Source organism: Streptomyces anatolicus (genome assembly GCF_019400875.1).
In the GTDB taxonomy this organism is placed as follows: Bacteria; Actinomycetota; Actinomycetes; order Streptomycetales; family Streptomycetaceae; genus Streptomyces; species Streptomyces anatolicus.
The window spans coordinates 1-7,777 of sequence record NZ_WMBF01000301.1 but is presented as its reverse complement, the minus strand read 5'-3'; the positions used below and the strand labels follow the sequence as shown (position 1 = coordinate 7,777).

Annotated in this window: 6 protein-coding genes and 1 pseudogene; 3 read left to right on the top strand and 4 right to left on the bottom strand. The window is 72.9% G+C overall.

Annotation, left to right across the window (positions count from 1 at the left end):
- A partial coding sequence (locus GKQ77_RS22875; RefSeq protein WP_258021782.1) for a rhomboid-like protein occupies positions 1-811 on the top strand: 811 nt, incomplete at its 5' end.
- Here GKQ77_RS22875 and GKQ77_RS22870 read toward each other — a convergent pair.
- Positions 697-1,674 (bottom strand): methyltransferase, encoded by a 978-nt coding sequence (locus tag GKQ77_RS22870; RefSeq protein WP_219690809.1) that lies wholly within the window; start codon positions 1,672-1,674, stop codon positions 697-699. The genes GKQ77_RS22875 and GKQ77_RS22870 overlap by 115 nt on opposite strands.
- A 275-nt stretch (positions 1,675-1,949) precedes the next feature.
- Between GKQ77_RS22870 and lon the strand changes: the two genes are divergently transcribed.
- Entirely contained in the window at positions 1,950-4,379 is a 2,430-nt protein-coding gene (gene lon, locus GKQ77_RS22865) for an endopeptidase La (RefSeq protein WP_219690808.1), read from the top strand.
- Between the two features lie 54 nt (positions 4,380-4,433).
- On the opposite strand, the gene GKQ77_RS22860 is transcribed toward lon, so the two are convergent.
- The gene (locus GKQ77_RS22860; RefSeq protein ID WP_219690807.1) at positions 4,434-5,267 is read right to left on the bottom strand and encodes a lysozyme; all 834 of its coding nucleotides are present in this window, start codon (positions 5,265-5,267) and stop codon (positions 4,434-4,436) included.
- A 257-nt stretch (positions 5,268-5,524) separates the two neighbouring features.
- On the opposite strand from GKQ77_RS22860, the gene GKQ77_RS22855 reads away from it, so the two are divergent.
- On the top strand, positions 5,525-6,013 hold the full coding sequence (locus GKQ77_RS22855) for a MarR family winged helix-turn-helix transcriptional regulator (protein ID WP_219690806.1): 489 nt from the start codon (positions 5,525-5,527) through the stop codon (positions 6,011-6,013).
- 57 nt (positions 6,014-6,070) lie between these two features.
- On the opposite strand, the gene GKQ77_RS22850 is transcribed toward GKQ77_RS22855, so the two are convergent.
- Complete coding sequence (locus GKQ77_RS22850) at positions 6,071-6,916, bottom strand: hypothetical protein (protein WP_219690805.1); 846 nt, start codon at positions 6,914-6,916, stop codon at positions 6,071-6,073.
- A 439-nt stretch (positions 6,917-7,355) separates the two neighbouring features.
- Positions 7,356-7,777, bottom strand: a pseudogene (locus tag GKQ77_RS22845) (hypothetical protein); the annotation flags it as partial.

Sequence of the window (7,777 nt, the reverse complement as noted above, 5' to 3'; positions counted from 1 at the left end):
GGCTGACGCCGACTCAGGCCGGGGCGAGGGGCGCGGCGTCGCCGCCGTCTCCGGGAGATGGGGCCGGGCGGTCCTGCGGCTGCTGCCCGGGCCCACGAGTACGCCCTTCACCTTCGGGTACGCCGTCGTCCTCGTCGCCACCTCGCTCCTGAGCCAGTACGCCGACCCGGACCTCGTCTCCGCGCTGCTGCGCGGCTCCAGCACCGACGTCGCCCACCTCACGCACAACCCCGTCCTGGTCCTCCTCGCCAGCGCCCTGTGGATCGCGGGCGGCATCACCTCGCCGTACGCCATCGGGTTCCTGCTGGTCCTCACCGCCCTTGAGCGCCGCATCGGCGGACTGCGCACGGCCGGGGTCTTCCTGCTCGGGCACGTCGTCGCCACCCTCGCCACCGAGGTCCCCGTCGGGCTCTCCGTCCTCGCGGGCCATCTGCCCGGCAGCTCGCTGCACCGCCTCGACTACGGCATCAGCTTCGGCGTCGCCGCCAGCGTCGGCGCGCTCGCGGGGCTGCTCACGCCGTGGCCGCGGTGGGCCGTGCTCGCGGGCTTCGGCGGGATGCTGATCGACGACCTGATCGCTTTCACCGACCCGATGACGAACTGGGGCCATCTGCTCGCGCTCGTCATCGGCGTCTCCACCTGGCCGCTGCTGCGCCGCGGCCGCCGGTCCCTGGCCGGCCGCCCCGGCGCGGCCGGCTACCTCGGCACCGCCTCCACCACCGACGGGAAGGCCGTCGTCGGCAGGATCCGGGTCAGCTCGAACCCCGCCCGCGAGAGCAGCGCGGCGAACTCCGCCTCCGTACGCTCCTGACCGTCCACGATCGCGGCCATCGCGACGTCCATCGTCTTGCCGGGGTGCGGGTCGTTCCCCGGGGGCAGCACGGATTCGACGATCACGAGGCGGGCGTCCGGCGCCATCGCCGTCCGGCAGTTGCGCAGGATCCGCATGCAGGCCTCGTCCGGCCAGTCGTGCAGGACGTGCTTGAGGATGTACAGGTCGCCGCCCTTGGGGACCTTGGTGAAGAAGTCCCCCGACTCGGCGCTCCAGCGGCCCCGCACCGCCTCGTCCCCGCTCAGGACGTGCGTACTGACGGCCGGGGTCTGGTCGAAGAGGACCCCGCTCAGGCCGGGCCGTCCGCGCAGCACCGCCCGCAGGAGGCCGCCGCGCCCGCCGCCGACGTCCACCACCGTGCCCTGCTCGGGGAAGGGGTAGGTCCCGGCCACGACCGCGTCGACCGGCCCCGAGAGCGAGGTCATGCCGGCGTCGAACAGTTCCCGGAGCTCCGGGTCCCCGGCCAGATACGCGAAGAACGGCTGCCCGAAGGCCCGTTCGAAGGAGGGGCCCTCCTTACGCACCGTCTCCTCCAGGCCCGCTGAGGTCCGCCGGAACACCGGGTCGGTCAGCATCAGCACCGCGTCGCGCTGGGAGTACGGGACGTCCGTGCGCAGCGCCTCCCCGGCCGGCGTGAGGTGGAAGGCGCCCGTCTCGTCCTCGCGGAAGACGCCCCGCGTGGCGAGGTAGCGCAGGACGCGGCGCAGGTGCCCGGGGTGCGTGTCGGTCAGCTCCGCCAGCTCCTCGGCGGTGCGGGGGCCCGGCGCCAGGTGGTCGGCGACGCGGCAGTGGGCCGCGGTGCGCAGCGCCGCCGACAAGAGGTGCCCGAGGGCCAGCTCCATGAGCTGGCCGGCGACGTCTCCGGCGGGGCCCGCACTGTTCTCGGGTGTGTCCACGGTGGCTCTCTCCTCCGTGAGGGTGGGGGGACTCCCACGGTCCCCACGGAGGGCCCATCCGTACAGAGGGCATCCCCCGCACCCCGGGCGACGACGGCCGGAACCGGCCACGCTGGTGGCCGGATCCGGTGATCGCTCAGAGCGAACAGGCTTGGGGGAACACTGCGGCGCTCATAAGCATTGAGTCGGTACAGCTCAACTTGAATGCCGAAAGGGAGATCATGGCTACTGAGTCCACCTCGTCCACCTCGCTGACTCTGCCTGTGCTGCCGCTCGACGACGAGGTGGTCCTGCCCGGCATGGTGGTTCCGTTCGACCTCTCCGACGCGGAGGTGCGCGCCGCGGTGGAGGCCGCGCAGGCCGCCGCCCGTTCCGAGGGCGACAGCAAGCCGAAGGTGCTGCTTGTTCCGCGCATCGACGGGACGTACGCCGCCACCGGCGTCCTCGGCACCGTCGAGCAGGTCGGCCGGCTCTCCGACGGCGACCCCGGCGCCCTCCTCCGCGGCCGCAGCCGCGTGCGCATCGGTGCCGGTACGACAGGGCCCGGCGCCGCCCTGTGGGTCGAGGGCCAGAAGCTCGACGACACCGTCCCCGAGCCGCTGCCCGGCGCCGTGACCGAGCTGGTCAAGGAGTACAAGGCACTCGCCACCAGCTGGCTCAAGAAGCGCGGCGCCTGGCAGGTCGTCGACCGCGTGACGCAGATCGACGACGTCTCCGCGCTCGCCGACAACTCCGGTTACTCGCCCTTCCTCACCACCCAGCAGAAGATCGAACTCCTGGAGACCGAGGACCCGGTCGCCCGCCTCAGGCTCGCCACCGCCCAGCTGCGCGAGCACCTCGCCGAGCAGGACGTCGCCGAGACCATCGCCAAGGACGTCCAGGAGGGCGTGGACAAGCAGCAGCGCGAGTTCCTGCTGCGGCGCCAGCTGGACGCCGTACGCAAGGAGCTGCGCGAGCTGAACGGTGACAGCAAGGACGCGGCCGAGGAGTCCGACGACTACCGCGCCCGCGTCGAGGCCGCCGACCTGCCCGAGAAGGTCCGCGAGGCCGCCCTCAAGGAGGTCGACAAGCTGGAGCGCGCCAGCGACCAGTCGCCCGAGGGCTCCTGGATCAGGACCTGGCTCGACACCGTCCTCGAACTGCCCTGGAACGAGCACACGGAGGACGTGTACGACATCAAGGGCGCCCGGGAGGTCCTGGACGCCGAGCACGCCGGGCTCAAGGACGTGAAGGAGCGCATCACCGAGTACCTCGCGGTCCGCAAGCGCCGCTCCGACCGCGGCCTCGGGGTCATCGGCGGGCGCCGCGGCGGCGCCGTGCTCGCCCTCGTCGGCCCGCCCGGCGTCGGCAAGACCTCGCTCGGCGAGTCCGTCGCGCACGCCATGGGCCGCAAGTTCGTGCGGGTCGCGCTCGGCGGCGTACGCGACGAGGCGGAGATCCGCGGACACCGTCGTACGTACGTGGGGGCGCTGCCCGGGCGGATCGTGCGGGCCATCAAGGAGGCCGGGTCGATGAACCCGGTGGTGCTCCTGGACGAGATCGACAAGGTGGGCTCGGACTTCCGGGGCGACCCGGCCGCCGCCCTCCTCGAAGTCCTCGACCCGGCGCAGAACCACACCTTCCGGGACCACTACCTGGAGGTGGAGCTGGACCTGAGCGACGTCGTCTTCCTGGCGACGGCGAACGTCCTCGAAGCCATCCCGGAGGCCCTGCTGGACCGCATGGAGCTGGTCCGGCTCGACGGCTACACCGAGGACGAGAAGATCGTCATCGCCCGCGACCACCTGGTCCCGCGCCAGCTGGACCGGGCGGGGCTGGAGAAGGACGAGGTCACCCTCGACGAGAGCGCCCTGCGCAAGCTGGCGGGCGAGTACACGCGCGAGGCGGGCGTGCGCAACCTGGAGCGGTCCGTGGCGCGGCTGCTGCGCAAGGTCGCGGCCCAGCACGAACTGGGCGAGCGGGAGCTGCCGTTCACCGTCACCGACGAGGAGCTGCGCGGCCTGATCGGGCGGCCGCACCACGTGCCCGAGTCGGCCCAGGACCCGGCCGAGCGGCGCACCGCGGTGCCGGGTGTGGCCACCGGGCTCGCGGTCACCGGGGCGGGCGGCGACGTGCTCTTCGTGGAGGCCTCCCTCGCCGACCCGGAGACGGGCGCGTCGGGTCTGACGCTCACCGGTCAGCTCGGTGACGTGATGAAGGAGTCGGCGCAGATCGCCCTGTCGTTCCTGCGCTCGCACGGGGCCGAGCTGGAGCTGCCGGTCGGTGACCTGAAGGAGCGGGGCGTGCACGTGCACTTCCCGGCCGGAGCGGTCCCCAAGGACGGGCCGAGCGCGGGCGTCACGCTGACGACCGCCCTCGCCTCCCTGCTCAGCGGCCGGCTCGTGCGGACGGACGTGGCGATGACGGGTGAGGTCTCGCTGACCGGCCGTGTCCTGCCGATCGGCGGCGTCAAGCAGAAGCTGCTCGCCGCCCACCGCGCCGGGATCACCACGGTGATCATCCCGAAGCGGAACGAAGCGGACCTCGACGATGTCCCCGCCGAGGTCCTGGAGAAGCTGGACGTGCACGCGGTCACGGATGTGCGCCAGGTGCTCGAACTGGCGCTCACCGAGGCCACCGTGGCCGAGGCGAAGGTGCCGGTCGCCGTGTAGCGGGCGAGGCAGCGGCGGCCGTCCCCGGCTCGGGGGCGGCCGCCGCGCGTGTGCTCAGCCGTTGGCGAGCGCCTGGAGCCTGTCGTAGGCGCCGTTGAACTTGTTGTGGTCACCGACGGTCGGCCCGGACGAGGTGTACTGCCACATGGTGTGGAAGCCCCAGCCGGCCGGGAGTTCGCCCGGACTCGTGTCGTAGCGGGCGATCCACAGCGGGTTGCTCGCGCCGAAGCCGCTGTAGTTGCCGGTGCACTGCTTCCACCAGCTGGTGGCGGTGTAGATGACGGCGTCGCGGCCGGTGCGGGCCTTGTAGGTGTTCAGGAAGTCACGGATCCAGCTCACCATGCCGGACTGCGACTTGCCGTAGCAGGACGCCCCGTAGGGGTTCCATTCGATGTCGAGCGCGCCCGGCAGCGTCTTGCCGTCGCGCGACCAGCCACCGCCGTTGTCCACGAAGTAGTTGGCCTGGGCGGCGCCGCTCGCGGTGTCGGGCGTCGCGAAGTGGTAGGCGCCGCGGATCATGCCCACGTTGTACGAACCGTTGTACTGCTGGGCGAAGTAGGGGTTCTTGTAATACGTGCCCTCGGTGGCCTTCACGTAGGCCCACTTCACCCCGCTGTTCCACAGGGTCGACCAGGCGACGTTGCCCTGGTGGCTGCTGACGTCGACGCCCTCGGTCTGGACGGCGCCGCCGCCGGTGGGCAGGCCGCCCTGGCCGTCGTGCTCGATCACGCCCTGGCCGAGCCGGGCGGAGCCGCGCGGGGGGATCTCGTCCGCCTGGGCCGCCGTGGGGAGCGTCAGGAGGAGGGCGAGAGCGGACAGTACTGCGAGGAGGACACCCGCCGGCGACAAGCGCGAGCGGCGGGCCGGACCGGGTCTGTGCACGGGCATGCGTGCCTCCGAAGGCCTCAGTGGTGCTCGGGGGGGACCTGGCGACAGGTTCATGGTGTGAACATGTCACTTGAAAAGCTACGCACGTAGACCGACGCGAGGGAAGAGGGGCAGAGTGGTGCCGTTGGTCCACTCCTGTGGCGGTGCCGGCGGAACGGCACCGCGGCGACCTTGCGAAATACTGGTCAGGCCGCCGGCGCCAGGCCTGCGGCGCGAGAGCCTCGCGGCGATAACTTTCAGAGTCGGGAAAGCGGGACATGGGTGCTGCAGAAGAGGGTGTGACGGTCGGGGCGCGCGGTGACGCCGAGCCGGGGGTGGACCGCGAGTTCCTCTCCCTGGAGCGGGAGTTGTCGCTCCTGATGCGCCGCGCGCGGGCCTCGTCCGGCGAGATGGCGCGCCAGGTCCACCCCGACCTGGAGCCCGCCGCGTACGGCCTGCTCGTCTGCCTCGACGACTCGGGGCCGCAGCGCGCCACCGACCTCGCCGCGTTCATCGGCGTCGGCAAGGCCACGATGAGCCGCCAGCTGCGGGCCATGGAGGAGCTGGGCCTGGTCTCCCGCGAGCCCGACCCCGCCGACGGGCGCGCCTGGCTCATCCGGCTCACGCCCGAGGGCCGCACCCGCTTCCGTACGGTGCGTGCCGCCCGCCGCGCCCAGTACGTGCGGCGGCTCCAGGGGTGGGAGCGGACGGAGGTCGCGGAGCTGGCGCGGCTGCTGGGGCAGCTCAATTCCAGTGCGGAGTCCTGATGCGCGGCTGACTGCGGCGTCGGCCTGCGGGGCGCCGGGGTGCCGGGGCGCCGGGGCTCACAGCTCCACGTACACCACCGCCGCGTCGTCGTGCCGCTTGCCGCGGGGGAAGGCGAGGCGGTCGGGGTCGGCGTGTTCCAGCTCCCGTACCCGGTCGAGCAGGTGCTGCGGGCCCTCCTTGCGCAGCAGCGCGAAGCACTCCGGCCAGTCGCCCTCGCGGAAGGTCTCTACCCAGCGCGTCGCCCCGTCGGTGAGCGCCGTCACCGCCGTCACGTCCGCGCGCGGTATCTCGCCGGTGACCGCGCGCAGGGCGGCCGAGGGGTCCGCGGCGGCCGTGTAGAAGCCGTCCTCCGCGTTGCGCAGCGCCTCGACCGCCGCGCCGTACGCCCGGCCCGCCACCTCCCGCTCCGACGAGCCGCGCGGGAGGGCGCGCACCTGCTCGCGCAGGGCCTGTACGGCGGGCGGCAGTGCGGCGAGGCGCCGGTCGAGGATGGCGCTCACCTCGCCGCCGACGCGCGCTATGAGGAGCGCGGAGTCGGAGAGGACCAGGTGCTCGACGCGGTCGGCGTCCCAGCGCACGAGTACCACCGTTGCCTGAGGGGTGCGTGGGTGAGAAAGGTCACAGGTTGAACTATGTGCGTCGGCGGTACGCGCAATGGCGGCCGCCAAGATCTCAGGGAGCGTCATATCCCGTCGCGAAACGGACAGTTCACCCAGGGCGCCGCCGAGGCGTGCGGTGTACCAAGGGACGGAATGCAGACAGCCCACCGAACCCTCCGGCGGGGTCACGCCGTCCAGGAGGACGAGCGATCCGCCCTGTCCGGACGCGGGAAGCGCGACGGAGGCGTAGTCCTCGTTGGGGCGTGCGGGGTCTCCGGGCTCAGTGGCGAGTTCGATGCGCATCCGGCCAGTCTGCACGAGGGTTCCGTGGGGGTCATCGGAAGCGGGCCCGGGGTGGTGGATTGGCCCGGACCAGCGGGCCGTGCGCCGGAATTGGACCGGAATGATCGACTCCGCCGGGGTGTGGCGGCGCATCCTGCCAAAGCCGGTCGGCGACGTCCAACCGGCGCCCCGCATATGCCGGTCGCCGATACTCTCGGGACTTGCCCGCCAACTCCCCACCGATGTTCACTCCTTCGGGTGGCCAGGCAGGCGATGCGCGACCGCCACTCACCGGCGCTGGAAGGGTCAGGTGCCGTGACCGGGGGCGCGCTCGTGTTGACGGATCGTCACCCGGGCCCTAGGGCAGACGAAAAACAGGAATGCGAGCACCGGTGCAGATGATGCGGCCTGGGCGCAAAGGCAAGCAGACGGCCCCGGAAGGGGCCACGCCGGGCGCCGGTCAGTCGGCGTCCGCCACCCCTGCGGGCGAGGCTCCGGGCGCCGGTCTGTCGGCGTCCGAGGGGCAGGCTCCGGGTACCGGCCAGACGGCGTCCGCCACCCCTGCGGGCCGGGCTCCGGCCACCGGTCGGTCGGCGCCGGGCGCCACCACGGCGCAGGCGACGGCGACCGCGACGCTCATCGGGGCGGCCGGGACCGCTGCGGGGCAGGCGGGGCCGGCTGAGATGCCCCCCGCCGCGTCGCAGGCCGACTCCGCGCCCTCCGCTGGGCAGAACGGCCCCGCACCCTCCGCCGGGCAGGCCGGATCCACGCCTCCCGCTGGGCAGAGCGGCCCCACACCCTCCGCCGGGCAGGCAGCATCCACGCCCTCCGCCGGGCAGGCCGCCGACTCCATGCCCCCCGCCGGGGCGACCGCCCCCACGC